Below are 24,093 nucleotides of genomic sequence, written 5' to 3'. Positions count from 1 at the left end.
GCACCGTGGCAGCAAGGGAGCATCGGAATGATCGAGCATCGGCGGATCGCGCATAGTCTGGTCTGGAGCACGGTCGCGCTCGGCGCGCTGGCGCTGACGGGGTGCGCCACGACGGACAAAGGCGGGTCGAGCAACCTCCCGACGCCCGATGCCTATGCCGAACTGCGCGACGCGCGCGGCGCGGACCGCGGGCGCGTCGACATCTTCCGCGATTCGTCCGGTCTACGGCTGGAGGTCGTGGCACGCGGCTTCGGACCCGGCACCTATGGCATGCATGTCCATGCGGTCGGACAGTGCGCGGCGCCCGATTTCAGCAGCGCCGGACCGCACTGGAACCCGACCGGCGCGCAGCACGGCCGCGACAATCCGATGGGTGCCCACCATGGCGACCTGCCCAATCTGGTCGTCGAATCGGGCATGATCGGCCGCGCGACGCTGCACATGGTCGGATCGCGGCTGACCGGCGAGGGCGGGCTGCTCGACGCCGATGGCGCGGCGTTCGTCATCCACGCCGGCCCTGACGACATGCGGACCGACCCGGCGGGCAACAGCGGCGGGCGCGTCGCCTGCGGCGTGATCGCGACACCGGCGGGCTGAGCGCGTCGGTCTGATTTCCGCGCCTCGCCGATCGGCCTCGCGCCACGCTCCCGGGGCGTGACCTTCTAAATTTTCCGAGCTTCGTGCTCACGCGAAGGTGGGAGCTTGGAGCGGCGAAAGACCTGCGCAGGCGTCAGAACGCTCTGGGTCCCCGTCTGCGCGGGGACACGGCGCTATCCTATTCGAGGATGATCATTCTCTAAACCGGTTCGCCCGCCGAGCGCGCGCGCTCGATGACGTGGGCGGCGGCGTCGGGAACGCGCCGATAGGCGATGACGAGCGCGACGAGGCCGAAAGGCACGATGACCAGCGTCGACAGCACCCCGGTCGACAGGCTGCCGGTCATCGCCGACACCTGTCCGGCCATATAGGGGCCGAGCGCGAGGCCGACGAGCGTCGTTGCGAGGAAGAAGGTCGCGGTTGCGGTGCCGCGCATCCGCGGCAGGACGAGGTCCTGCGTCGTCGCGGCTGCGGCGCCGAGCGCGCTGCTGGCGAGCAGGCCGCCCAGCGAGGCGAAGACGGTGAAGCGGATGAAATCGCCGTTGCCGGGCGTCGACGGCGTCGTGAAGGCGATCACGATCGGGACGATCGGCGCGATCAGGCCGAAGGCGACCACGAGGATGCGGCCCGCTTCGTTGCGCAACCGCAAGCGGTCCGACATGCGTCCGCCGAGGATGACCCCCAGGAAGCCGGCGAGCGCGCCCGAGCCGCCGACCCAGAAACCGACCGTACCGGCATCCTCGCCGAGCGCCTCGAGCGCATAGACCGGCGCGAAGGCGCTCGACGCATAGGAGATGAAGGCGACGGTGCCATAGCCGAGGATGGTGGCGAGGAACGCCTTCGATTCCCAGATCAGGCGAAAGGTCGGGGCGTCGCGGCTGCGCAGCGAACTGGCCCAGGAAAAGACCGCGTAATAGCCGAAGGCGATGCAGATCCATTGCAGCGTCGCGCCGGTCAGCCGGATCATCGCCAGCGCGCCGAGCGCGAGCAGCGCCGCCGCGCCGAGGTTGATCGCCAGCGCCCGCCCGCCGCGCGCCATCGCCGATAGGATGGTGAAGGGCGGGATCACCGCGTATAATTCTTCGAAAAAGCCCTTGAACGGCGTCGGCGAAGGCTGGGTCGGCACGCCGTCGACCAGCCCGCGCACCGGTTCGCGCAGCGTCGCGACCCACGCGGCGAGCAGCAGACCGGGGATGCCGACCGCCATGAACGCCGCCTGCCAGCCGACGAGCCCGAAGGGGCCGCCCTGCGGATAGGCTTCGTTCCAGCCTTCGACGATGAAGCCGCCGATCATCAGCGAAATGCCGCCGCCGAAATAGAGCCCGGCCGAATAGATGGCGAGCGCGGTCGCGCGCATATTCTTCGGGAACAGGTCGGAGATCAGCGAATAGGCCGAGGGGCTGGCGGTCGCCTCGCCGATGCCGACCCCCATGCGCGCCCCGGCAAGCTGGAACTTGTTCGCCGCGAGCCCCGATACTGCCGTCATCGCCGACCAGATGGCGAGGCCGGCGGTGAGCAGCCGGACGCGGTGCCAGGCGTCGGCGAGCCGGCCGAGCGGGATTCCGAACAGCGCATAGAAGACCGCGAAGGCGGTGCCGTAGAGAAAGCCGATATCGGCGTCATCGAGCCCGAGGTCGCGCTTCAGGTCGGGCGCGAGGATCGTGATGATCTGCCGGTCGATGAAATTGAGCACATAGACGAGAAAGAGGATGCCGAGCGCATACCAGGCATAGGAGCGTGAAGGAGGAAGCGGCGCTACGCCAGCGGTCGATTCTGTGTCGCGCGCGGTTTCGACCATCTGGCAAGCCTCTCCCTGACCCGTTATCGCTTTGTCGCCTTCGCTAGCAGAGCCATGGGGGCGCGCAAAGTTGAAAACCGGTTCAACTTTATTTTCTTTCCAGGAGCCAACACAGACCATGATCGACCGGCCCGCAATCCTTTTTCTTTGCCTCGGCAACATCTGCCGCTCTCCACTGGCGGAAGGGGCGGCGCGCGCGGCCTTTGCCGCGGCGCGGATCGAGGCGGCGCTCGATTCGGCGGGCACCGGCGACTGGCATGTCGGCCGCGCCCCCGATCCGCGCGCGCAGGCAGAGGCACGCCGCCGCGGGATCGACATCGGCGACCTGCGCGCCCGCCAGCTCGGGCGCCTGGATTTCCGGCGCTTCGACCTGATCCTCGCCGCCGATACGGCCAATCTGCGCGATGCGCGCGCACTGATGCCGATCGACGCGAGGGCGCGGCTGGCGTTGATGCTCGATCTTGTCCCGGGGCGCGCGGGGCAAAGCGTCGCCGATCCCTATTATGGCGCGGAGGATGGTTTTGCCGCGACCTGGGACGATGTCAGCGCAGTGGCCGCCGCGCTGGTCGCGACCTATGGTTCGAGCGAATAGCGCGCGACCGGATGATAGCGCGAGCCGTCATGGCCGAGTTCGCTTTCGTAGAGGACGACATGGTCGAAGGCGAAGGCGGGGCTCGCCAGATCGCCGTGTTGCGCGAGGAAGGCCGCGACCGGCCCCGCCGCACGGTTCAGGCGCGCGATGGTGATGTGCGGCACGAAGGCGCGCGGTTCGGGGGCGAGACCGACGCGCGCGAGGCGCTGGTCGACCTTGCGATGCAGCGCGGCGAGCGGCGCATGCGGCTCGACGCCGACCCATAGCGTGTGCGCTCGTCCCTGCCGTTCGAACAGTCCGACCCCGGCGATGCGTGCGGTCACGGCGGAGGCGTGCAGGCCGCCGAGCGCCGCGGCGATGTCCTCGGCGCGATGGTGGTCGACCTCGCCGATGAAGCGCAGGGTGAGATGCAACTGGTCGTCGTCCTGCCAGCGCGCCGCCGAAACGCCGTGCATCGCCGCGAGCAGCATCGCGCGAATCGGGCGCGGTGGGCGCAGGGCGACGAACAGGCGATGCGTGGACATGGCGCCAGCATAGGCCGGGCGGCGGCCGATGCCATCCCGCTCGTCGCGCGGCAGCGGGCGCGGCGGGGAATGTCCGATGGCGTCTTGTCCGGTTTCGCTTGAAACGGCGGCGCGAAATGCCGATATTGCCCCCATGGCCGGTATGCCCTGGCCAGATATGGAGTAACAACAATGGCTAATTGGAACGACCCCAATATGGCGGCGTCCGGCTTTCCTGGCACCGCGCGCGGGATGGATCAGGCCGTCGATGCCGGCCTGCGGTCGTACATGCTGTCGGTCTACAACTATATGGGATCGGGCGTCCTGCTGACCGGTATCGTCGCAATGCTAGCCTATTCGACGGGCTTCACGCTGTCGCTGGTCGGCAGCCCGCTGATGTGGGTGGTGATGCTGGCGCCGCTGGCGTTCGTGATGGTGCTGAGCTTCGGCATCAACAAGCTGTCGACCGGCGCGGCGCAGGCGCTGTTCTGGGCTTATGCCGCGATCATGGGCCTGTCGATGTCGACGATCTTTCTGGCCTTTACCCAGACGTCGATCGCGACGACCTTCTTTGCGACGGCCGCGGCCTTCCTGGGCCTCAGCCTCTACGGCTATACGACCAAGAAGGATCTGTCGGGCTTCGGCACCTTCCTGATCATGGGCGTGGTCGGCATCCTGGTGGCGATGCTGATCAACCTGTTCGTCCAGTCGAGCGCGCTGAGCCTGGCGATCAGCATCATCGGCGTCCTGCTCTTCGCGGGCCTGACCGCCTATGACACGCAGAAGATCAAGAGCATGTACTTCTATGTCCGCGGGACCGATTTCGTCGGCAAGTCGGTGGTGATGGGCGCGCTGACGCTCTACCTCGACTTCGTGAACATGTTCACCTTCCTGCTCAACCTGCTGGGCAACCGCGAATAAGCGGACGCACGAGGCAAAAGGAGAAAGCCCGGCGGAGCGATCCGCCGGGCTTTTTCTTTCGGGTCGGGCGTGGCGCTCAGGCCGGCCCCGCCGCCTGCATGTCCGCGATCAGCGCATTGTCGATCTCCTTCGCGCGCTTGTAGCCCGTGCGCTCGCGCAGAGGCGCGATATAGGCTTCGAACGCCGGGCGCGATGGGATGGTGCCGAATTGCAGGCCCCAGTCGATCTGGCTGCCGACATAGACATCGGCGGCGCTGAAGCGGTCGCCGGCGACGAAGGCCTTGCCCGCGACCGCGCCTTCCAGCGCTTCGAGCACGGATGCGAGCGAGCCGAAACCCGCCATCCGTTGCTGATCGGCCTCGGGTTCGAACCCGAACTGCTTTGCGGTGATCGCCTGTTCGAGCGGCCCGGCGGCGAAGAAGAGCCAGCGGTAATAATCGGCGCGATCGACCGGCGCGGGCGCGAGGCCCGCGTCCGGGAAGGCGTCGGCCAGATAGGCACAGATCGCCGCGCATTCGGTGACGGTCCTGCCGGCATGGACGATCGCCGGAACCTTGCCCATCGGATTGATCGCCAGATAATCGGCGCCCTTCATCGTCGTCCCATAGTCGAGCAGCCGCGTTTCATGGGGCGCGCCGACCTCTTCGAGCATCCATCGGACGATCTGCCCGCGCGACATGGGGTTGGTGTAGAAGATCAGTTCGGCGGCCATCGCGCACCTTCCTTTCATGGCATATCCGGCACCCTTGTTTTGTCATGGCAGCAGGTTAAGGCAAGGGGATGAGCGACGAACGCATCTGGACCGCCGCTGTGCTGGTGATCGGCGACGAAATCCTCTCCGGCCGCACGCAGGACAAGAATGTCGCGCAGATCGCGACCTGGCTCGACGTGCAGGGGATCCGCCTGCGCGAAGTGCGCATTGTCCCCGATGACGAGGCGGAGATCGGCGACGCGCTGAACGCGTTGCGCGCGCGCTACGACTATGTCTTCACCACCGGCGGCATCGGGCCGACGCACGACGACATCACCGTCGATGCGGTGGCGAAGGCGCTGAAGGTCGCGGTGGTGATCCATCCTGAGGCGCGCGCGATCCTCGACCGCTATTACACCACGCGCGGCGGGCTGACCGAGGCGCGGCTGCGCATGGCGCGCGTTCCGGACGGCGCCGAACTGATCCCCAACCGCATGTCGGGCGCGCCGGGCATCAGACTGGGCAACCTGTTCCTGATGGCGGGGGTTCCGCACATCACCGCGGGGATGCTCGATGCGCTGACCGGTACGCTCGAGGGCGGCGCGCCGCTGGTCGCACACACGATCGGCGCCTGGGCGCCCGAAAGTGAGATCGCCGACGTCCTGCGCGCGGCCGAGCGCGATCATGCCGGCGTCGCGATCGGCAGCTATCCCTTTTTCCGCGAGGGACGCACCGGCGCCAATTTCGTCATCCGCTCGACCGACGGCGCGGCCGTCGCCGCTTGCGTCGCGGCGCTCACCGTGGCGATCGAGGCGGCGGGCTATGCGGTGACCGACGGCGGCATCTGATCGCCCGTCTCGCCCGCCGACCGCGTAACGCGCGGCAGGCGGCGCAGCATCGCGACGGCGAGCAGGCCGAAGGCCGCCGCGACGAAGGCGCCGAACGTCGCGGCGTCGCGGTCGCCGAAGCGCGCGACCATCGGCAATCACCGGGAGCCAGAGAATGCCCAAAAATAGTCAGTTTTCTGGGTTTTTTCAACCATCAGCGCCCGCGCGCAGTCGTCAAGATGGAGCGGGTGAAGGGAATCGAACCCTCGTCGTAAGCTTGGGAAGCACCAGATTTTCTCGGTTTTCTGCGGGCTCCCGAGCAAAACGGGGCATATTTGCCGCTTTTCATTTCAATCGGTTAGCTGTTGGTCGCAAAACAATCAAAAACACGTTTCTAAAGTTGGACCTCGGGGAGCGTGGCGATAAATTCCGCTATATTTTCTGATACGGCCCGGCTTGCGGCGTTTCTAACACGATTGTCACCGATATAATCGCTTGCGGTGCCCCTAGTAGTGATTTCCTTCACAAAGACGGCCTGCCCCGTGCTGCGTTCTACTAGCTCGTACCGCGCAATAGCATTTACACCCATACCAAGGACACCATAGCCAAGCTGATATATCCTGACGGAAAGTGTCAGCCTTCGCGATGATGCATCGTCAAAGACCGCAGACCGCAACAGGGCATCGTCAAGGGCGGACTTCCAAAGACCAGCTATATCGTCTTCGCCTCCCGCAATCTTTATCGAGCCCTTAGCTTCACCTTTTGGCGCTAACGTAACGATCGACGAAATAAGTGCAGCATCAATTTTCCGGGCGGCGGGCGGAACATTCGACACAGAGAATGTCAGCGGCGGAGTGCTACAAGCGGATAAACTCAATACCGCCAGAGTAATTCCTATCTTATCTATTTTCATTGCCCGTACCGCCCCCGATTATTGGATGACCAAATCTATGCCGCATCCGGTAAATGTCCGCAAGCCGCTTCCTGAGACAAGCGTCCAACCATTGTCCGCAGTCCCGTCAATGCAGACTGGACAAAAGTCGTCGTTCCGAACTAGAAATCAACCGACCGAGGCGTGACTTCCTCCGGGCAACGCAGACTATGCGTCGAAACACGAGCACCCGCTATGTCGGGCGGCTCACGGAATAAAAGACCCTCACGGGGAATACGTGGGGGCGCGTGCTCGTGTTCGCGCAAGTCAACCGTCCCGGCGCCAGCCGGGCGCTAGACATGGGGGACAGACGCGTTGGAAGTTTTCTTAATCTTGATCGTGCTTTTCGTCCTTGGCCTGATTGCGCAAATAAGGCGGCTCGATGCTGATATGGCGAGAGAGCGCGAAGAAAGGTGGAGAGCAATCAAAGAGTCGGGTGAGCAGCTTCGCTCTTACAGACAAGCTTTGATGGATGAGCTGATCAGCACGCTCCCCTTCAAGGCTTTCGTAAAGATCGACGGCGCGGACGGGATCATGGGCATGGATGAGGATGAAAAGCTCTTGCGGTTGATCTCTTGCAAGAAGGAGCAATCGTCATTGACGGTGTCGAACGATAAGACTTTGTCGGTAGAAAAGATCAGATCGGTTTCTATCGATCGGCCGCTGAAAAATCTTAACATTGCGACGCACGTTGAAAAAATGCCTGTTGCTGTCGGATCGAATCGCTCTCCTGTCGGCCGCGCATTGATCGGCGGAGCAATTGCAGGGCCGGTGGGTGCCTTGGTTGGAGGGATGAGTGGATTAGGCGGGAAGTCTGAGATCGAAATGGTCGAAACCAGACGCTACCATGAAACAATTCAGTATGAAAGTTACCCAAAACTGGTAATAGTAATCGATGATTTGGAGAGCCCGCGCCATATGTTTGAATTTGATTCCATTAAGGAAACAAACGAGTGGTCAGCGCGAATTTTTGCAGCAATAAATAGAAAAACATAGCAATGAGACATATTTATTATAATTTATCATGAATTTAGAATTGCTATGGAGAAATTATGTCTGGCACACCCTTCGTAACAACTCGCTACGGTCGTAGCGTATTGATACGAAGGGATTTTCAATGGCCGATAGCTGTTTCATTTCCTATTATCGCGTCTCCACACAGAAGCAGGGTCGTTCCGGCCTTGGCCTTGAAGCCCAGAGGCGGGCGGTCGCGGACTATCTCAACGGCGGCGAGTGGGAGCTACTGGACGAGTTTGTAGAGATCGAAAGCGGACGCCGAAAGGATCGACCGCAATTGAAGGCTGCGCTCGAAATGTGCCGACGCAAAAAGGCCACGTTGGTTATCGCGAAACTGGACCGGCTCGCGCGCAACGTGGCCTTTGTCGCGACACTGCTCGAAGGAAGGATCAAGTTTATCTGCTGTGACATGCCCGAGGCAGACAGCACCATGCTCCAGATATATTCTGCAATCGCCGAGCGGGAAGCCGCTAAGATTAGCGAGCGCACCAAAGCAGCGCTCGCGGCAGCAAAAGCGCGCGGCAAGCAATTGGGCTGGTCGATCCCGGATCGCATCGAGGAGCAGAAGGTAGCAGCGCAGCGCGGTGCTGCCGCCAATCGGGATCAAGCCCAACGATTTGCAAGCAATGTCCTGCCTATCGTCGACAGCATCAGGGCGGCCGGTATACGATCACTTGCGGCGACAGCAGAGGCGCTGAATGCTCGGGGCATTGCGACGGCGCGCGGCGGGCGGTGGCATGCCGCTACCGTTCGAAGGCTCATCCAGTACCGGGGATGATAACGTTTTCATCCTTGGCCTTCTTAGCCTTCCGAGCGGCAGCGATCCTCTGGATTGCGGCCGATAGTGGCTCCTTATCTCGGGACCGAAGTTCCTCGAAAGCAGCTAGGGCGCGCTGATAACGTTTGCAATCCCTGCCTTGTACCTGACCGATATACTCAATCGAGCTTCGCAGTGAGTTGACGAAAGCGACGACACAGCCGTTGGCATGTGTGCGGGCGCAGGTGTCGAGGCCGCGCCGGTCCCAATTGTGCAGGCTCGCGCGAAGGTTATGCCAGAATGCACGTGGAACGCTTAAGCTGTCGGTTACGATTAGCCCCGTTATCTTGAGCGGCATCGGTCGAGTTCGAAACATGAGCTTGCCTATGTTGATCTCAAACCCCCGCTGCTGGAGCAGTGAACATATCGGCCTCTCCAATGCGACCCCGTGCGCCAATCCACTTCTCCACGTCCTCGCCAGCACCGGCGGGAAAACCTCTGCTGATGTAGAGAAGGTGATATCGTCAGAAAATCGGGTGACTTTGCATCCGTGCCGTCGTGCAAGACGATCTAGTTCCACATCCAGCGGATAGCAGACCAAATTAGACAACACCGGAGATGCCGGGGAACCTTGGGGAAGGTAACCGTCACAGCAACAGAGATCGGCGATCACCTCAATATCTCTATCACCGAAGTCGTCGAGCAATAGGCGCAGGGCGTCTATAATCGACTGCCGACCAATCGACCCGAAGAAGTTTACGAGGTCGATCTTCAATATCGAGCGAGCGCCCACATGCTGACGGGCATTGGCGAAAATACTCCGGCCATTCTCATAGGCGTGAGCAATCGGATGAGCGGTGAATTTGCTTGATATATGCCGAGCAATGGCGCGCTGGATCGCTTTGAGGTCTTTGCTCGGCGCCAAAATCATCCGCTTCTTTGGCGTCCAACCCGGCTTCCGGATTATTCCCCTTTTCGGTGAAACGGGGAAGCGGGTGTATCGAGTGCCTGCGTCCGCGTTCATGACGGTGGAAACCGCTCCGGTGGCCAAGCCCAGCCGCCGCTCCAGTGATTTATATTGCATTTTAGCACCTCCATAGGGCGTCTTCGGGCGTCTTGAACCATAAGGACAAATATAATAATAATACTGCTTATAGGTATGGATATGATATCCAAATATCATTCCCAGCAGTGCCAATACGAAACGTATTGAATAACACGCCCGAAGAGCATCTATATTATTTATCTATAATTTATTGAGCGCAATAACACTTAACGAGGTTCCAGAATGCCCCATCATGGATACCGGCAAAGCGGTCAGTTCAAGATTTATGCTCGGACCGTCCGTAACTGCCTTTCACTCCCGGAAGATCAGCGCATTGTTATGCTTTTCGTACTCGATCGCTCGGTAGAGCGAGGGAAATCTCTTGCGATGATCTCTTTGAAAGAATTTGAATGCGGTATTTTCCGAAAGAAGGCGGGCAAGCGCGTCATAGTCGTTGCAGGGACGAAGCTACCGCCTGCGCGCATTAGTGCGGCAATCTACGCGTTGCGCGACGCCGGTGCGATCACTGCATCCCGCCAAGGGGCGACCATATGCTGCTCTATCAATGATAGCTGGCTTCATTCGGAACTGCCTCAAGAGGGGCGGTATTCGCTTTGGGGTGTAAACGAAGGTGACTACGTATATCCGGGCTGTAACGATAGAGAGTGAAGCCCATACAGGGCCGCTCATCGAGGCCCGGTGCAAACGTTTTCAACCGGATTTATCGTAAAGTATAAAGCTCTCTATAGAACTCATAATTTTCCGTAGAGTTAGTTACGTTTTTGCGCATTCATTCTCGTCGCAAATCTCTTAAAAAATCATTTTAAATCAAATTATAAGCCGATCATTGGTGCGATGATAAGCGCCATACCGACATATCTGCGGCAATTTGCAACGCGCGAGCCCACCCTCCCTTGGAAAAAACCAGCGAAAAGCGCGCCGCACCTCCTTGCGCACAATGAACAAAAATCTTTGGAAAATTATGTAAATCCGTTTTCTGGCTGCAACGATATAGAATTAATAGTTCTATTTTGGAACACTCTCTGGAGGTATGGCGCTCAGAATTGCACGTAGTAAACTGTATAATCAGTTTGCATGGTGTGTGTTTAATGTTCATATATCTTTCAATATTTGAATATTGTTCTGGCGTTGTTGGGATATTAATTCAGCTGCGTTTCGTTTTGGCTTCGCGGAATTGCGCCCGATTAGTTGGGAGCACCCGCTAGTCATGGCTCGTGGCCCTGCATCCTTCAAAAAGGCTGATGCCGTGCGGCTAATTGAAGCGGCGCGGGCGGCGGGAATTAAGGTGACCGGGGTTGAGTTAGCACCGGACGGCACTCTTCGAGCGATAGAGGCCACCACCTTGGAGGAAACGGTAAGCGATTTTGATCGGTTCGAGGAGGACCTGTAAACCGTGGCAATTCAGTTCATCAAAAGCGCGCGACCGGGGAAGCCAATCACTTGGTATGTATACGCCTTCAAGGGCGGGCCGCTCGTAATGAAGGCGGTGCAGCCGAAGAGGCCCTTGCTGACAGCCGAGGCCCACGCACAGATTGCAAATGCGATCCAAGCCGCCAACGCCCCTGACCCCACGATATTGCTATCTCTGATCCATGATTGGCGCGCAGCCCCGGAATGGAAGAACCTTGCCGAAGGCACCCGCCGCACATGGGGGACACAACTCGATCTTATCGACGGACGATGGGGCAATAAGCCGATTTCGGTTTGGGACGATCCCCGGATGATCGCAAAAGTCATGAAATGGCGCGATGAGCGCGCCGCAACGCCGCGATCCGCTGACATCGGCATTACGGTCCTGCGTGAATTGCTCAAATTCGGCCGGTTACGGGGCCGGGTCCGCATAAACGTCGCGGAGGGCATTCCTCACCTCTACAAAGGCGGGGACCGCGCCGAGATAATCTGGACGCAAGCCGATATGGAGGCGTTTCGGATCGCTGCCGTAAAGGCGAAGCGCCCCAATCTCTATGACGGTTTGCGGCTAGCTGCGCTCACCGGGCTTCGCCTCGCTGATCTCGTATCCCTTACTTGGGACCATTTGGGCGAGGTTGCTATCGTCAAGACGGCCCTAAAAAAGAGCCGGGGCAAGCGCCGCAAGGCTATCGTGCCAATGACGGCTCCACTGGAGGAGTTGCTCGCGGAACTGCGCACCCGAAAGCGCAAGGACGGCGTTAAAACGGTACTTGTGAACGAACGCGGTGCATCGTGGACTGCGGCAGGGTTCGGGGGAAGCGGCAGCTTTGGCATGATCCGCGACAAGGCTCAAATCGTCCATACAGAAGAGGGCGACGATGGCCAGCCGGTAGAGCGCCGCAAGCATCTCCATGATGTACGCGGTACGTTCTGCACGCTTCTATTGACCGAATGCGAACTAACGGACGAGGATGCCGCCCGGATTATGGCTTGGTCGCCTGCCCGCGTGGCCAAAATTCGAAGCACTTATGTGGACAGCGCAGCAGTCGTAATCTCGCTCGCCGAAAGGATGCGAGCAAAACACGGAGCAAAACAATCTGGAAGCGACGCGCGGTAAGCGAAGAAAAACTAAATAATTTCAATCACTTACTATGGAGCGGGTGAGGGGAATCGAACCCCCGTCGTAAGCTTGGGAAGCTTCTGCTCTACCATTGAGCTACACCCGCGTTTCAAAGGCTTAACCGTTAGCTCGCTTGCTGTTTCACAGTGCGTTTCACGGTTGCCTTCGCGATGCGTCGCCTTTGCCGCCAAAGCGGGCGCCGGTCAATCCACAGAATGCGGCTGCGGCCCGCACCCGTTCAGCGCGAGAAGAGCTCGAAGGGGGCCCAGAGCGCGGGGTGATCGGCGCGGGGTTCGCCGTCGCGGCCGGTGCGGACCGCCGCGATGGCGGCGCGCAGCGCGGCGGGGGGATCCTCGCCCGCGCGCATCCCCTTGACCATGCCGACCGACAACCGCCGCGCGATATCGTCGCGGACCGGCCAGTGACTGGCCATCACCCGCTCGGCCCCGGCGAGAAAGAAGCCCTCGACCAAGCCCGACAGCTGCGGGCGGTCGGTTCCCGCCGCCCCCGCGGTGTTGCATGCCGACAGGATGACGAGCCGGGCCGGCAGAGTCATCCCGCCGATCTCGCTGGGCTTGAGCAGGCCGTCGTCGCCGCCCGCCGGGGTCAGCAGCAGCGCGGGTTCGTCGAGCCCGTCGAGCTCGCCCGACAGCAGGCCGTGGGTGGCGAAGGCGAGCACCGCGCCCTGCGGTACCGGCATCGCCCGAAGCTGCGCCTCGGTCGCGTCGTCGCCGATCAGCAGCCGCGCGCCGTCGTCGCCCAGCGCCGCGGCCAGCGCCGCCAGTTCGCGCGGCGCGCCGGGCAGTGCGGGCAGCTCGTCGATCGCGCGCGCCGTCCCTGCCGACCGCATCGCCATCAGCGTCCCGGCGCGCCCGCTCTCGACCCCGCCGAGGCCGATCAGCACCGCACCCGCCGGCCCGGCATCGGGCCCGGCGTCGCCCGCGCGCGGCGCGCGCACCATCCGGCTGACCGTCGTCCGGTCGGCCAGATAGCCGGGCTTCCCGGCGTCGGGAACGAGCAGCCCGAACGGCAGGGCGCCGAGCGATCCGTTGGCGATCACGGCCAGCCTGCGCGTCGCGGCGAGCCATTTCGCCGTCGCGCCGGGAAAGAGGCGGGCATGAAGTTCGGCGGCGGCAGCGCGGTCGAAGGCGTCCTTCTCGCCCGCGTCGATCGAGGCACGCAACCGGCCGACGAGCGCGTCGACCGGTGCGTCGGCGGCGATCAGATATTGCTGCGCCTTGCCGCCGCCGGCCGCGGTGACGAGCCAGGGTCCGCCAAGGTCGGTGATCATGACGGTTGCGGCCGCGCGCGAACCCGCCGCTTCGAGATCCGCCAGCCGCGACGGCATGAAGAGGAGCGCCGCCCGCTGATCGAGCGTCAGCGTGGCGTCGAGCGCGGCGATCGCCTGCCGGTTACCGTCCAGCTCGCGGGTCAGGCCCGCGAGGTCGAAGGCGGCATCCGGGCGCATCAGATTGGCGTCGAGCTTCGCTTCCAGTCCCTGGCGCGCGGCGAGGAGCTGGCGGCGCTTCCCCGCGATGGCGGCCAGCGCCGGATCGGCGGCGGCGGCGCGTTCGCTGGCGGCGACGGCGAGCGCATCGTCGAGGCTGCTGCGCGCCGCCCATTGCTGCGCCTCGAACGCATCCTCGACCGCGCCGCGCCGTGCGAAAATCTCCGCCAGCCAGCCATAGGCCGGGCGCTGCCGCTCCGCCTGCGCCGAGCCGCGCGCGAGATGGGCATTGCCGGTTAGCGCATCGAACAGCGCGCGCGCGTCGGCGACCAGATCGGTGGCCGGCCGGGCATCGCCGCGATCCTCGGCGCGCAGCAGCAGCGCGCGGCCGAGCAGCAGGTCGGGATGATCGGGCGGCAGCATCCCGGTGCGCAGCGCCACCGCTTCGCGCGCGGCGCCCGCCGCCGCGGCCCAGTCGCCGTTCGCGAAGGCCGCCTTCGCCAGATTGTCGCGGGCGTTGGCGCGGTCGCGGTGCCCCTCTGGCAGGCGCGCGTCGCGGACGGCGATTAGGCCGCGCGCCAGCGCCTCAGCCTCGGCGCCATGGCCGGTGGCGATCAGCGCGATCAGCCGCGTGTCGCGCGCGGCGAGCGCGCGGTCGCTCTCCGCGCCGAGCTGCGCATCGATGATCGGCGTCGCGGCGTCGAGAAAGGCGATGGCGTCGTCATATTGGCCGGCGCGGATCAGCGCCTGCGCGAACTGCACGCGCATCGCCGCGCTGTTCTGGTTGGGGCCGCCGCCCGCTTTCTCGATCAGCTCATAGGCGCGGCGGATCATCGGCATCGCATCGTGCGGCCGGTTCAGCCGGAACAGGATCGCGCCCAGATTGGCATAGAGGTTGGCCATCATCGGGTGATCGGCCCCGATCGCGTTGCCGAGGCGTCCGATCGCCTCCTGCGCGGTCGCGATCGCTTCCTCGGTGCGTCCCGACGAATAGAGGTAGACGACGCGGTTGGCGTTCCAGATCGCGACGTCGCCCGGCACCGGATCCAGCGTCAGACCGACCGCGATCGCTTCGGCATTGCGCTCCAGCGCATCGTCGAGCCGCCCATGCTCCAGATAGGAGGCGGCGAGATTGGACAGGGTGGTGGCATGGTCGCGCGGCGCGACGCCCGCGGGATTGGCGGCATAGTCCGCGACCAGCCGTTCGTTGATCGCCAGCGACGCGGCGTGATCGCCCTTGAAATTGAGGATATAGGCCCGCAGGTTCAGCGCGTTGCGCCAGTCCGCGCGATAGGCGGGGGCGGCGGCGAGGATCGGGATGATCCGGTCCGCCTCGGCAAGCGCCTGGTCCATCTCCCCGGCCGCCGCGCGTCCCATCGCGACGTAGAGCGAGCGCGCGGCGATTTCGGGATGGTCCGGGGGATAGAGCCGGCGCGCCTCGGCGAGCGCGTCGGCCGCGGCGGCGCGATAGGCGGCGGGGTCGGCTTCCGAATCGGCGGCCTCGAAACGCGCGATCAGCGCGTCGAGCCTTGTGCGGTCGGGCGGGCGGTCGAGCGCGGCGGCGGGGGCGGCCGGCGCGGCGGCGCTCCATGCCAGGCCCACCGCCAACAGCGCCGCGCGCGCGGGCCTCTTGCCCATTCCCCTGGTCATTGCGTCCCCCCTTTTGGTCCCCGTGACGGCCTCAATCGACCACCAGATAATAGCGCGCGGCTGCGGCGCCCGCGTTGTTGAGTTCGATCCGATAGCGCTGCGTGAAGACCGGCGTGAAGCGGCAGTCGCGCGCCGACGCCGGCGCGCGTTCGCAGACCAGCTTGCCTGCGGCGTCGTAAAGCCGCAGCCGCAGGTCGTCCCGCGGCCGCGAATTGGCGGCGACCGTCGCCGCCTGCCCCGACAGGAAGAGCTGTTCGAGCTGCGTCGCCGCCCCGGGCGCCAGCGTGCCGCGAACATAGCCGGGACCGAGCGCGCGGCCGCGCAGCGGCGGGACGTCGCCCGGCACCGCCGCGCGCCACAGCGGCACCGGATCGGGCGCCCCGGGGTCGAGCGGGCGGGCGCTGCGCCGCGTGATGCGCGTCAGCGCCGCGACGAGCGCCGGCCTGTCCTGCGCCTCGAACGCCGTATCGGCGGCGGCGAGGTCGGCGGCGAGCTGGCTGGCCCGCGATTCGGCGGCCGCGGCGGTGCGCGCCGCCGGCGGCTCCGAGCCGTGCGCGGCGCATCCGGACAGCGCTGCCCCCGCAAGGCCGATGCCCCATGTCCGTCCCCATTGGCGTCCGTTCATGCCGCTCCCTCTTTCACGACGAACCTGGCGCCCCGGTCGGATGGCATCAGGCGGATGGTCAGATCGTGGCGCTCGGCGATCGCGCGCGCAAGCGCGAGGCCGAGGCCGCTTCCCGGTATATCGTGCCGGGTGCCCGCGACGCGGTGGAAGCGCCGGAAGATTTTCTCGCGCTCGGCCTCGGGGACGCCCGGGCCGTCGTCCTCGACCGTCAGCACCGGCCCGGGCGCGAGCCCGAGCCGCACGCTGCCGCCTGCGGGGACGTATTTGAAGGCGTTGTCGAGCAGGTTGGTGACGAGCTGGCCGAGCTGCGTCTCCTCGCCGTCCATCGTCACGCCGGGTTCGACGACCCAGGTGAAATCATGCCCCGATTCCTCGGCGCTGTCGGCGTAAAGCTCGCAGATGCGCGTTACCATCTCGCTGAGGTCGACGGGCTTCAGCCCGTGCCGGTCGCCCTGCCGCGCCTTGCTCGCGGCGATGTCGAGCAGTGATTCGAGCATCGCGACGAGCCGCTTGATGTCGACGCGCGCCTCGATCAGCCGTGCCGCGACCGTCTCGCCCGGCCCCGCGGCGAGCGCCTTGGTCAGCCGCCCGTCGAGATGCATCAGCGGGGTGCGGATCTCGTGCGCGATCTGGTCGGTGGTTTCGCGATAGGCCTCGATCAGCCGCTTCTGCCGCGCCAGCGCCGCGGCGCTGTGCCCGGCCAGCTCGTCGATCTCGTCGCTTTCCGCGTCGGCGGTCATCGCGATCAGCCGCTCTTCGTCGGGATCGCGGAAGGCGTCGTTGATGCGCTCGATCCGCCAGTGCAGCCGCCCCGCCGCGATCTTGCCGAGGGTGCCGACGAGCAGCACGAACAGCGCGCCGCCGGCGAGGAAGACCAGCGCGACGCGCCAGCGCAGCGGCGCGCCGCCGCGCGTCTCGCGCGCGACGATCAGTTGCAGGTCGGGGCCGAGCCGCGTCGCGCGGGCATGGGCGCGCGTGCCTTCGCCGAGGCGGATCGACCCGCTTTCCGAGATCGCCGGGTCGAGCCGCGGCCAGGTGCGGATATCGCCCGCGATCCATCGCCCCCGCGCGTCGGCGAGCATATAGTGCGGCGCGCCGCCGTCCGACGGCGTGATCGCGAGCCGGTCGCGAATCCGGCGTTCGAGTTCGGCCCGGCCGCTCGTCGCATGGATGTCGGCAAGCCCCGCGAGATCAACGTCGACCGCCTTGTGCGCCGATTCGGCGACCGTCGCGCGGATGGTCTGGTCGGTGAGCGCCCACAGCGCGGCGAGCAGCACCATCGACAGCAGGATCGCGGCGAGGACGATCCGCGAAAAGATCGAGCGGCGCGCCGCCACCCTCAGCGCCCGTCGAGCAGGCGGTAGCCCGAGCCCCAGATGGTTTCGAGCGCGGGGGCGCCGAAGCCGTCCTCCAGCTTGCGGCGCAACCGGCCGACATTGACGTCGACGACGTTGGTCTGCGGGTCGAACGACATGTTCCACACGTCGCGCAGCAGCATCTCGCGCGTCACCACCTCGCCCGCATTCTCCATGAAATAGCGGAACAGCTCGAACTCGCGCGGGCTGAGCGCGAGGTGGCGGTTCTGGCGAAAGGCGGTGCGCGCCTTCACATGGCATTCGAAGGCGCCGTAGAGGATCACCGCGCTATGTTCGCGCCCCGACGCACGGCGATAGAGCGCGCGCAGCCGCGCCATCAGCTCCTCGGCCTCGAACGGCTTGGCGAGATAATCGTCGGCGCCGGCGTCAAGCCCTTCGGCGCGGTCGCTGGTGCGGCCGAGCGCCGACAGCATCAGCACCGGGGTGCCGACGCCGCTTTCGCGCAGGCGCCGGAGGATGGTCAGCCCGTCGAGATCGCCAAGCATGCGGTCGAGGATGATGACGTCGAACTTTTCCATCCCGGCGCGCAGCAGCCCGCCGGTGCCGCTATTCTCCCAGACGAGCGTATCGCCGCGCGCCGCCGCGAGTTCCTGAATCTCGCCGGCCGCGCGCTGGTCATCCTCGACATACAGGATCTTCAGCGTTTCCATGCTGTTGGCGCCATCTTCCCCCAGGATAAGCGACCCCGGCCCTTCTGGCATAGCCAGGGGGCCGGGGCAAGCGGGGCGCTCAGCCAAGGTCCTCGACCGACACCCAGCCCTGGGTGCCATAGCTGTCCTTGACCTCGATGAAGAGGCCGTTGCGCTGGCCGGTGGGGACAAGGTCGGTCCCGGCGCGCAGCGCGCGCACCGTGGCGGCGTCGGCGGCGGGGGCCGCGCGCATCACCGTGTCGATCGCGACCTGTGTTCCCGCTGACGCCGCGGCGGCCTGCGCCGGCCGGGCCTTCGGGATCGCGGCGATTGCCGAACCCTGTGCCGAGACGGCGTTGAACGCCTTGACGAAGGCCTCGACCAACATCTTGCCGTCCTTGCTGCCGGCGTAGCCGCTCGCGTTCGCCGCGGCGGACCAGGCGTTGGCGCCGCCGAAGCTGATCGACGTCTTGCGCACTTCGCCGGTGCCCGCGACGATCGCCTGGCCGGTCGCGGGGCTGAGCAGCTTGATGCCCGCCGCGACGCGCTTCTTCTTGCCGCCGAGGCCGCCGAAGGCGCCGAACAGGGCACCGCCCACCGGCACCTTGGAGATGATGCTGGTCGCGGCGCCCGATCGGACGAGACCCTCGACCGCCGCCGACTTCGCCATCTCGACCGACTTGTCGACCTCTTCCGAATCGCCCGCAACGACGTTCATCAGGAAATCGGCGGGGGTGCCGCTCGCCGGGCTGTGCGGGGTGAAGCAGCCCGATTCGATCGCGAGCGAATTGATCAGCTCGCGCGGGGATCCGAGGCCGTAGTCGGACCAGCCCTGCGTGTCGCCTTCGACCACGGCGATGGAGCCATAGCTTTGCGCGCATTTGTTGAGCGCGACCGCTTCCTGCTCGGCGGCCATCGCCGATGGGGCGGTGCCGGCGAGCAGCGCGGCGGCGGTGATCAGCGTAACCTTCGTCTTCATGGAAATTCCCTCCCTTGGCTTGTGGGTCGCGCCGATCATGCCGGGCACGGCCGGCGCGGCCCACACACCAAGGCTGTCAGAGAGATGACAATCGCCGTTAGGGACCGGCGATCTCAGGGCACCGGGGGCGCGGGGGGTTGCGCGGCGAAGGTCGCGACGCCGCTGACCGCCAGGCTTCCGTCCTTGATCGCATAGCCGAGGCCGACATGCGATGCCCCCGGTCCGAACAGGGCGCCGCGCACATCGCTCGAACAGCTGACCGTGCAGCTCGCGGCGGTCGTTCCGCTGATCATCGGGGCGCCTTCGAACGCGGTCCGGTCGAGTCCCAACAGGTTCTGGCCGCCGTTGGCCGGGTTGGCCGCGCCGCCAGCGGTTCGGACTTCCCATCCATATTGATCGATGGCGACGGCGAAATCGAAACCGACCTTTTTCGTCGCGAAATCGACCGCAAGGTTGCCGGTGAAGGTGCCGGGTTCCAGATTACCCGCGCGGTCGACCGGCCGCGTCTGGCCGATCAGTTGATATTCGACCCCGCCGCTGGTCGGCAGCGCCGATGCCAGCGTGCCCGTCAGGATTGGATTGCCCGAATTGGGCAGCTTGGGGTTGCCGGCCCCGATATTATTGACGTCGAGCCAGCGTGCCCAGCCGATCACGCCGTTGACGCTGCCGCTTTCCTCTGCCGGCCCGCGATGCTCCGGCAGGACGCCGACCGGCGATCCGTTGCTGCGCGTCCATTGGGTGACCATCCCGTTCGCGTCATAGGTGACCTTTGAATTATAGGCGGAGTCGTTGGTCCGGGCGTAGGTCACGTTGAGCACATATTGGTTGGTATATTCGCCGGTCGAGAAGGTCGGGGCGGGCTGTGCCTCGAAGGCCGCGACGCCGATCACCTCGTTGGTCGAAGTTCCCAGCTGGACGACATATTCGAGGCCCATTTCCTTGCCCGCGGGGCCCGCGAGGAAGCCGCTCCAGATCGCCCGGCAGCTGGTGGTGCAGGTGCCGCCCGTGCTCGTCACATTGCCGTTCGCGCCAATGGCATAGAAGGCCCCGTTGGAGAGCGAAAGCTCGCTCGCCGACAGATTGGCGAGCCCCCCGGCGGTCCGGGCCGTGAAGCGATCGCTGTTATAGTCGAACACCAGGTCGATCCCGACCTTGGCCTGCGTGCCGAACTGCACCGCCGCGGCGCCGCTGACCAGCGTGCCCGGCGCAGCCGCGCCATAGCCCTGCGTCGGCCGTGTGCCGCCGACGAGCTGATAGTCGACGCGCCCCGAAGCGGGCAGGTTGGTGGCCGGGGCTCCGACGATGAAGTGATAGCCCTGGTTGTCGGACAGCGTGACGGGCCCGCGACCGCCGGTGCCGGCGTTGCGCCGCATGTCGAGCAGGCCGCCGGTCCAGCGCGTCCATTGCAGGACGCCGCTGTCGCTCGCCCCGCTGTCGGCGTGCGTCGCGGTGCCGATCCGGTCGTACCCGCCATAGGTGCCGATCGTGCGCACGCCGACGATCGCGCCGCTCGCGTCGATCTCGTACCCCTGGTTCGCATTGGGGCTGGAGGTGACCGACAGGTTGATCGGGTGGATGGTATAGGCGTCGTAGGTCGAGCTGAGCCGTGCCTCCGAACTCAGAAGGTTGGCGGTCACGAAGGTCGGCTCGGGCGGCGGACCGCCCGAAAGCGTGCCGTTGCCGAAGATCGCCGCGCCGATCGCCGCCTTGGCGCTGCCCAGATCATTATGGGCGGCATAGGTCAGGCCGAGCTGGTTCGCGTTGCCGGCAAAGACGCCGCTGGCGTCGAACTGGCAATTGGTCGTCTGGCAATCGGCCCCGGCGACGCCGGGGACGAGGATGCGGAAATTGCCGCCGCTCGCCAGGGTCAGCGCGGTCTGGGACTGGGTCGGGTCGGTCACGCCGCCGGCGGTCGCATAGCGGAACGTCCGGTCGGACTGGCCGACGAGGCCGGGCATCGTGACCGTGGCGTCGAAGGCGACCTTCGGCGCGGCGCCGAGGACGATCGCCATGTCGCCGGCGAAGCCGCCCGCCGGCAGCGAGCCGTCGACCATCGTCGGCCGCGTCGCGGCGAGCAGGTCATAGGCGATGACGCCCTGCGCCGGCAGCGCGAAGCCCGCATCGACCGGCCGCGCGAGCAGATAATGGAATCCCTGGGCGGGGCTGAGCGTAAAGGGATTCGGGCCCGTGCTGACACCGTCGCTCCAGCGGCCGATTACGATGTCGGCGTTGCCCGATATGTCGGTGACCGTCGTCGTCCCCCTGGTGCGCGTGACGCCGCCCGCCCGCGTGTAGCTGGTCAGGCCGCCGTCGCCGTCCAGCGCATAGGCGGTGGTCGTGAAGCCGGCTTCGCTGCCGGGCACCGTCTGCCCGTTGCCGACGTTCAGCGTGGTGACGAAATTGACCGCCGCCGTCGCCGGATTGAAGCCGCCCGCATAGGCAAGCCGCGGCGGCTGGGGGACGCTATTATATTGCGGGTCCGGGGGCGTGTTGACCGGCAGGCCGGCGAACTGGTCGGGGTCGGCGCCGGTGCCCAGCCAGGCGAGATAGTCGGTCAGGAAGACGAGCGCCGTGTCGGAAAGCTGCGCCTGAAGCACCCCCGCGTCGCCGAGCAGCGCCAGATAGGTTTCGATCTGTTCGGGGGTCAGCGCCGCATAGTCGGACGGCCGCCCACCGCCGAGAACGAAGGCGTACCAGGCCTGCACGGCGGCGAGATAGTCCGAATAGACGGGCAGGGCGGCATATTTCAGCGGATCGCCGCCGGCGCGCACGAAGGCGTAATATTGCGCGAAGAAGGCGTTGAGGCTCGCGTGCGAGGCGAAGCCACCCGCCGCGTCGAGCGCCGCGAGATAGGCGTTGATCTGCGCCTGCGTCAGCGCCGCATAGCCCGTCGGCAGGCCGCCGCCGGCGAGATAGGCGTAATAGGCGTTCAGCGCCGCGACATAGTCGGCATAGACGGGCAGCCCGGCGAAGCCGTTGGGCGCGCCGCCGCCGGCCAGATAGGCGAAATAGGCGTCGAGCAGCCCGGCATTGGCGCCGAGCAGGTCGCCCGTCTGCCCCGCCGCGGCGATCGCCGAGAGATAGGCGCGCAGCGTCGCGAGGCTCTGCGCGTCATAATCGGCGGGCAGTCCGCCGCCCGCGAGGAAGGCCGCATAGGCGTTGAGCGCGGCGGCGAAGGCGGGATAGTCGGGCGGCACCGGCAGCCCGGCGAACAGATCGGGATCGCCGCCGCCGGCGACGAACGCGAAATAGCCGGCATAGAAATCGGCGAGGCTGTCGAGGAAGGTCCCGCTCGCGCCCGCGCTGTCGAGCGCGGCCAGATAGGCGCGGATCTGCGCCTGCGTCAGCGCGGTATAGCCCGACGGCACGCCGCCGCGCGCCAGATAATCGTAATAGGCCGCGAGCGCCTGCGCATAGCCCGTGAAGACGTTCGCATTGAGCCCCGCGAAGGCATCGGCCTGTCCGCCCTGCTGAAGGAACGCTAGATAGGCGGCGAAGAAATCGGCCCGCTCGCCGAGGAAGCGGTCGAGCGCGCCCGCCGCCTGAAGCTGCGCGAGCCAGGCCTGGAGCTGCGCGAGATCGGCGCCGCTGTAGGCCGAGGGCAGGTTGCCCGCGGCAAGAAAGGCGAAATAGGCGTCGAGCTGGCTGGCATAGCCCGCGAAGACATTGGCGGGCAGGCCGGCAAAGGCGTCGGGCGCGCCGCCGCCCTGGAGGAAGGCGAGATAGGCGGCATAGAATTGCGCCTTGTCGCCCGCCAGCGTCGTCAGCAGCCCGGCGCTCGACAGCGTCTCGAGATAGGCGCGCAGCGTCGCCGCGTCGAGCGCGGCATAGCCGCTCGGCAGGCGGCCGCTTGCCAGCCATGCGAAATAGGCGTCGAGCGCGTTGCGATACTGGCCTGCGAAGGCGAGGCCGCCCTTGTCGAGATAGGCGGCGAGCAGCGCGCGGTCGGCCGCGCTCAGCGCCTCGGCCAGCCCGCTGTCGGACAGGAAGCGGATATAGGCATCGAGCGTCGCGGCGCTCGCCTGCGTGAAATCGGCCGGCACGCCGCCGCCGCGGATGAAGGCGAAATAGGCCTGCGTCAGTTCGGTGAAGCCTTGCCCGAAGCGGTCGGGATCGCCGCCGCCGCGCAGGAAGGCGAGATAGGCGTCGACCAGCGTCCGGTCGCGTGCGGCGAGTTCGGCGAGCCGTCCGCTGCGCGCCGCATAGGTGAGGAAGGCGTTGATGTCGGCAAGGCTCGCGCGTTCGAAGCGCGACGGCGCCGCGCCTGAGCGGATCAGGTCGAGATACTGGCCGAGGAAGCCGGCATAGGCGGTCAGGAAGTCGGCCTCGCCGCGCCCCGAGGCGAGCCAGCTCAGATAGGTGCGGATGATGTCGGCCTGCGCGGCGGGGAAGGGCGCGCCGCCATAGGCGCGCTCCAGCCCGCCCGCGGCGGCGACCAGCCGCGCGAGGTCGCCGCTCGGAAAGCGTTCGATCGCGGGGTTGGCGACCGCGGCGTCGACGCGTCGTGCCGCCGCCAATATGTCACTCGACGCGCCCGCGGCGGCGAGCGCGTCGCCCAGCGTCACCGGCACGCCGTTCTGCGCCGCCGCCGCCGGGCCGTCCGCCGCCATGTCGGCGACCTGCGCCGCATCATCGCTCGCGTCGGGGGTGGTCTGCGCCCCGTTTGACACGACTAGCTCGGGCTTCCTGCCCGGCGCGACGGCGAACATCTCGCCGGTGCCGAAGCGGCGCAGCGAGTCGGCGCGGCCGATGAACGCCTGTCCGGTCAGCACATGGCCGCGCGCGGCGCCGTCGGCGGCGACGCTGAAGCTCGCCGCCGATCCGCGCCCGCTCACGCGCCCCTCGACCCCATCGGGCATCCGCACGATCGTCGTGGCGTCGCCCCCGGCGACCGTCACGCTGCCGGCATAGAGGTCGACCGACCCGTCGGCATTGATGCGATAGTCGGCGGTGTCGAGCACCGACACGACGGCGCCATTGTCCAGCCGGACCTGCTTCAGCCCCGCGATCTGGTTGACCCGCTCGCCGATCTGCGGCTGCGTCTCGCCTTTCGACGAGAAGAGGATGTGCGCGGCGAACGCGGGGGTGGCGAGCGACAGGCTGGAGGCGGTGACCATCAGCGCGGCGCCGAGGCGAAGCTTCGGATTAGGGGTCATG

General features: G+C 65.7%; 20 protein-coding genes and 1 tRNA gene. 8 read left to right on the top strand and 13 right to left on the bottom strand.

Annotation, left to right across the window (positions count from 1 at the left end; all coding sequences use genetic code 11):
• Positions 1-27: 27 nt before the first annotated feature.
• Entirely contained in the window at positions 28-597 is a 570-nt protein-coding gene (locus tag SGRAN_RS20070; protein WP_076077326.1) for a superoxide dismutase family protein, read from the top strand.
• Between the two features lie 199 nt (positions 598-796).
• Here the strand turns inward: SGRAN_RS20070 and SGRAN_RS20065 are convergent, their stop codons facing one another.
• Complete coding sequence (locus tag SGRAN_RS20065) at positions 797-2,395, bottom strand: spinster family MFS transporter (RefSeq protein ID WP_067186394.1); 1,599 nt, start codon at positions 2,393-2,395, stop codon at positions 797-799.
• Between the two features lie 118 nt (positions 2,396-2,513).
• Here SGRAN_RS20065 and SGRAN_RS20060 point away from each other — a divergent pair, with 118 nt between their 5' ends.
• Positions 2,514-2,987 carry a low molecular weight protein-tyrosine-phosphatase gene (locus SGRAN_RS20060; RefSeq protein ID WP_067186392.1) on the top strand — a complete coding sequence of 158 codons (474 nt, stop codon included), beginning with the start codon at positions 2,514-2,516 and terminating at the stop codon, positions 2,985-2,987.
• Here the strand turns inward: SGRAN_RS20060 and thpR are convergent.
• Positions 2,969-3,511 carry an RNA 2',3'-cyclic phosphodiesterase gene (gene thpR / locus SGRAN_RS20055; protein ID WP_067187202.1) on the bottom strand — a complete coding sequence of 181 codons (543 nt, stop codon included), beginning with the start codon at positions 3,509-3,511 and terminating at the stop codon, positions 2,969-2,971. The genes SGRAN_RS20060 and thpR overlap by 19 nt on opposite strands.
• A 171-nt stretch (positions 3,512-3,682) precedes the next feature.
• Here thpR and SGRAN_RS20050 point away from each other — a divergent pair, with 171 nt between their 5' ends.
• On the top strand, positions 3,683-4,411 hold the full coding sequence (locus SGRAN_RS20050; RefSeq protein WP_067105949.1) for a Bax inhibitor-1/YccA family protein: 729 nt from the start codon (positions 3,683-3,685) through the stop codon (positions 4,409-4,411).
• 76 nt (positions 4,412-4,487) lie between these two features.
• Here SGRAN_RS20050 and SGRAN_RS20045 read toward each other — a convergent pair whose 3' ends face one another.
• Complete coding sequence (locus SGRAN_RS20045) at positions 4,488-5,123, bottom strand: glutathione S-transferase family protein (RefSeq protein ID WP_067186390.1); 636 nt, start codon at positions 5,121-5,123, stop codon at positions 4,488-4,490.
• A 68-nt stretch (positions 5,124-5,191) separates the two neighbouring features.
• Here SGRAN_RS20045 and SGRAN_RS20040 point away from each other — a divergent pair, with 68 nt between their 5' ends.
• Positions 5,192-5,950: a competence/damage-inducible protein A gene (locus SGRAN_RS20040; protein ID WP_067186389.1), complete on the top strand. Its 759-nt coding sequence runs from the start codon at positions 5,192-5,194 to the stop codon at positions 5,948-5,950.
• On the opposite strand, the gene SGRAN_RS22730 is transcribed toward SGRAN_RS20040, so the two are convergent.
• The gene (locus SGRAN_RS22730; RefSeq protein ID WP_158682342.1) at positions 5,923-6,081 is read right to left on the bottom strand and encodes a hypothetical protein; all 159 of its coding nucleotides are present in this window, start codon (positions 6,079-6,081) and stop codon (positions 5,923-5,925) included. The genes SGRAN_RS20040 and SGRAN_RS22730 overlap by 28 nt on opposite strands.
• 242 nt (positions 6,082-6,323) lie before the next feature.
• A complete protein-coding gene (locus SGRAN_RS22425; protein ID WP_148650939.1) occupies positions 6,324-6,842 on the bottom strand; it encodes a hypothetical protein in 519 nt (172 codons plus the stop codon).
• Between the two features lie 351 nt (positions 6,843-7,193).
• Between SGRAN_RS22425 and SGRAN_RS20035 the strand changes: the two genes are divergently transcribed.
• Together SGRAN_RS20035 and SGRAN_RS20030 are read left to right on the top strand one after the other, a co-directional pair.
• A complete protein-coding gene (locus tag SGRAN_RS20035) occupies positions 7,194-7,856 on the top strand; it encodes a hypothetical protein (RefSeq protein ID WP_148650938.1) in 663 nt (220 codons plus the stop codon).
• Positions 7,857-7,977: 121 nt separating this feature from the next.
• Positions 7,978-8,655 carry a recombinase family protein gene (locus tag SGRAN_RS20030; protein WP_067186385.1) on the top strand — a complete coding sequence of 226 codons (678 nt, stop codon included), beginning with the start codon at positions 7,978-7,980 and terminating at the stop codon, positions 8,653-8,655.
• Here the strand turns inward: SGRAN_RS20030 and SGRAN_RS20025 are convergent.
• Positions 8,636-9,718, bottom strand: a complete 1,083-nt coding sequence (locus tag SGRAN_RS20025) for a reverse transcriptase family protein (protein WP_210434180.1) — start codon at positions 9,716-9,718, stop codon at positions 8,636-8,638. The genes SGRAN_RS20030 and SGRAN_RS20025 overlap by 20 nt on opposite strands.
• A 204-nt stretch (positions 9,719-9,922) precedes the next feature.
• On the opposite strand from SGRAN_RS20025, the gene SGRAN_RS22420 reads away from it, so the two are divergent.
• Together SGRAN_RS22420 and SGRAN_RS20020 are read left to right on the top strand one after the other, a co-directional pair.
• Positions 9,923-10,348, top strand: coding sequence for a hypothetical protein (locus SGRAN_RS22420; RefSeq protein WP_148650936.1), 426 nt, complete (start codon positions 9,923-9,925; stop codon positions 10,346-10,348).
• A 745-nt stretch (positions 10,349-11,093) separates the two neighbouring features.
• Positions 11,094-12,227, top strand: a complete 1,134-nt coding sequence (locus SGRAN_RS20020; RefSeq protein ID WP_067186381.1) for a site-specific integrase — start codon at positions 11,094-11,096, stop codon at positions 12,225-12,227.
• 35 nt (positions 12,228-12,262) lie between these two features.
• Here the strand turns inward: SGRAN_RS20020 and SGRAN_RS20015 are convergent.
• From SGRAN_RS20015 to SGRAN_RS19985, 7 genes are all read right to left on the bottom strand, one after another.
• Positions 12,263-12,336 (bottom strand) — tRNA-Gly (locus SGRAN_RS20015).
• A 132-nt stretch (positions 12,337-12,468) separates the two neighbouring features.
• Positions 12,469-15,327 (bottom strand): CHAT domain-containing tetratricopeptide repeat protein, encoded by a 2,859-nt coding sequence (locus SGRAN_RS20010; protein ID WP_148650934.1) that lies wholly within the window; start codon positions 15,325-15,327, stop codon positions 12,469-12,471.
• A 31-nt stretch (positions 15,328-15,358) separates the two neighbouring features.
• On the bottom strand, positions 15,359-15,952 hold the full coding sequence (locus SGRAN_RS22410; protein WP_067186377.1) for a hypothetical protein: 594 nt from the start codon (positions 15,950-15,952) through the stop codon (positions 15,359-15,361).
• A complete protein-coding gene (locus SGRAN_RS20000; protein WP_311880232.1) occupies positions 15,949-17,289 on the bottom strand; it encodes a sensor histidine kinase in 1,341 nt (446 codons plus the stop codon). The genes SGRAN_RS22410 and SGRAN_RS20000 overlap by 4 nt, the downstream gene beginning before the upstream one ends.
• Before the next feature lie 2 nt (positions 17,290-17,291).
• Positions 17,292-17,978, bottom strand: coding sequence for a response regulator transcription factor (locus tag SGRAN_RS19995; RefSeq protein ID WP_067112595.1), 687 nt, complete (start codon positions 17,976-17,978; stop codon positions 17,292-17,294).
• Positions 17,979-18,057: 79 nt separating this feature from the next.
• Entirely contained in the window at positions 18,058-18,936 is an 879-nt protein-coding gene (locus SGRAN_RS19990; protein ID WP_067186376.1) for a hypothetical protein, read from the bottom strand.
• Between the two features lie 113 nt (positions 18,937-19,049).
• Entirely contained in the window at positions 19,050-24,092 is a 5,043-nt protein-coding gene (locus SGRAN_RS19985; protein ID WP_067186374.1) for a hypothetical protein, read from the bottom strand.
• Position 24,093 lies beyond the last annotated feature (1 nt).

The sequence above is a fragment of the Sphingopyxis granuli genome, assembly GCF_001559015.1.
GTDB lineage: Bacteria > Pseudomonadota > Alphaproteobacteria > Sphingomonadales > Sphingomonadaceae > Sphingopyxis > Sphingopyxis granuli.
This window is presented reverse-complemented; position numbering and strand designations above follow the sequence as displayed.

Coding starts and splice junctions, on each gene's coding strand:
- SGRAN_RS22730 (WP_158682342.1), bottom strand. CDS start 6,081: ATGGTCGCGCGCTTCGGCGACCGCGACGCCGCGACGTTCGGCGCCTTC.
- SGRAN_RS20030 (WP_067186385.1), top strand. CDS start 7,978: ATGGCCGATAGCTGTTTCATTTCCTATTATCGCGTCTCCACACAGAAG.
- SGRAN_RS19995 (WP_067112595.1), bottom strand. CDS start 17,978: ATGGAAACGCTGAAGATCCTGTATGTCGAGGATGACCAGCGCGCGGCC.
- SGRAN_RS20070 (WP_076077326.1), top strand. CDS start 28: ATGATCGAGCATCGGCGGATCGCGCATAGTCTGGTCTGGAGCACGGTC.
- SGRAN_RS22410 (WP_067186377.1), bottom strand. CDS start 15,952: ATGAACGGACGCCAATGGGGACGGACATGGGGCATCGGCCTTGCGGGG.
- SGRAN_RS22420 (WP_148650936.1), top strand. CDS start 9,923: ATGCCCCATCATGGATACCGGCAAAGCGGTCAGTTCAAGATTTATGCT.
- thpR (WP_067187202.1), bottom strand. CDS start 3,511: ATGTCCACGCATCGCCTGTTCGTCGCCCTGCGCCCACCGCGCCCGATT.
- SGRAN_RS20050 (WP_067105949.1), top strand. CDS start 3,683: ATGGCTAATTGGAACGACCCCAATATGGCGGCGTCCGGCTTTCCTGGC.
- SGRAN_RS20045 (WP_067186390.1), bottom strand. CDS start 5,123: ATGGCCGCCGAACTGATCTTCTACACCAACCCCATGTCGCGCGGGCAG.
- SGRAN_RS19985 (WP_067186374.1), bottom strand. CDS start 24,092: ATGACCCCTAATCCGAAGCTTCGCCTCGGCGCCGCGCTGATGGTCACC.
- SGRAN_RS20025 (WP_210434180.1), bottom strand. CDS start 9,718: ATGCAATATAAATCACTGGAGCGGCGGCTGGGCTTGGCCACCGGAGCG.
- SGRAN_RS20060 (WP_067186392.1), top strand. CDS start 2,514: ATGATCGACCGGCCCGCAATCCTTTTTCTTTGCCTCGGCAACATCTGC.
- SGRAN_RS20040 (WP_067186389.1), top strand. CDS start 5,192: ATGAGCGACGAACGCATCTGGACCGCCGCTGTGCTGGTGATCGGCGAC.
- SGRAN_RS20010 (WP_148650934.1), bottom strand. CDS start 15,327: ATGACCAGGGGAATGGGCAAGAGGCCCGCGCGCGCGGCGCTGTTGGCG.
- SGRAN_RS20065 (WP_067186394.1), bottom strand. CDS start 2,395: ATGGTCGAAACCGCGCGCGACACAGAATCGACCGCTGGCGTAGCGCCG.
- SGRAN_RS19990 (WP_067186376.1), bottom strand. CDS start 18,936: ATGAAGACGAAGGTTACGCTGATCACCGCCGCCGCGCTGCTCGCCGGC.
- SGRAN_RS22425 (WP_148650939.1), bottom strand. CDS start 6,842: ATGAAAATAGATAAGATAGGAATTACTCTGGCGGTATTGAGTTTATCC.